At 42.5% G+C, this 1,159-nt stretch carries 2 protein-coding genes; both read left to right on the forward strand.

Annotation, left to right across the window (positions count from 1 at the left end; genetic code table 11):
- Positions 1-58 precede the first annotated feature (58 nt).
- The gene (locus tag BCT81_RS06355; RefSeq protein ID WP_102423559.1) at positions 59-472 is read left to right on the forward strand and encodes a VOC family protein; all 414 of its coding nucleotides are present in this window, start codon (positions 59-61) and stop codon (positions 470-472) included.
- A 141-nt stretch (positions 473-613) separates the two neighbouring features.
- Positions 614-1,144, forward strand: a complete 531-nt coding sequence (gene pyrE / locus BCT81_RS06360; protein WP_102423560.1) for an orotate phosphoribosyltransferase — start codon at positions 614-616, stop codon at positions 1,142-1,144.
- Positions 1,145-1,159 lie beyond the last annotated feature (15 nt).

Consider the following 1,159-nt stretch of genomic DNA (forward strand, 5'->3'; position numbering starts at 1 on the left):
AGCATCGGTATTGCGTTGCTCACACCTTAACAGGGCGTTAGGCGCTCAGAGGATTTGAATGAGAAAGTTGTCAGTTTTGACATTAGGTGTGGTAAGTCTTGAACGCTCGGCGAAGTTTTACGAGTCGGTACTTGAGCTTGAGCGAACTGACTACGAATCTAGTGAAATTATTTTCTATCACTTGGATGGTGCAGAGTTAGCTTTGTTTCCAAGAGATGAATTGACCAAGGATATTGGCATCTCTCAACAAGGTAGCGGGTTTTCGGGTATTACTCTTGCTCACAACGTGAGTTCTTCAAAAGAGGTTTTATCTCTACTACAAAAAGCCAAGCTTCACGGTGGCAATATTGTCAAAGATGGACAACCAGTGTTTTGGGGTGGTTTCTCGGGTTACTTCTCTGACCCAGATGGTCATCTATGGGAAGTAGCTTGTGGTTCAAAAGAATACGCACTAGAAAAAGAACGCGCCTAACAATTTGTTCAAGCTGACAGCTAACGCTCGGCGATTTTGGTTTGGTTGAGCTTAGTGATTACGGTGGTCTTGTTTGAGTGCAGTGGTAGTTAGCTGCTACTTAACAAGGCGTTATAACTCAACATTAAATTTGGAGAAAATATGAACAAGGATCAGTTGGCAAAAGAGATTTATGACGTTTCAAATATTCGAGGTGAATTTCTACTCCGTTCTGGTATCACAGCCACTGAGTATTTTGATAAATACTTATTTGAAGCAAATCCTAGAATACTACGATCAATTGCCCAGCATTTATCTAGTCTACTTCCTGAGGACTTCGATCAATTAGCCGGGTTGGAAATGGGAGGAATCCCAATAGCGACTGCGATCTCTTTAGCGACGGATAGTCCGGTTTTGTTTGTTCGAAAAGAAGCAAAGACGTATGGTACTTGCAAGCTAGCTGAGGGTAGCGATATTCAGGGTAAAGAACTTGTAATTATCGAAGATGTGGTTACTTCTGGTGGTGCTATTATTGACGCTGTTAAGGAACTACGAGAGCGTGGTGCAGTAGTAAATAATGTTCTGTGCGTTATCGATCGCGAGGGTTCAGGGCGTGCTAATTTGGAAGCTTTAGGTTTGGAGTTTTCCCCTCTGTTTACTAAATCAGATCTTGAGCGAGTAGCTGAGTTATAACAAGGCGTTTAAGGC

The sequence above is a fragment of the Vibrio sp. 10N.261.52.A1 genome, assembly GCF_002876325.1.
Lineage (GTDB): Bacteria > Pseudomonadota > Gammaproteobacteria > Enterobacterales > Vibrionaceae > Vibrio > Vibrio chagasii.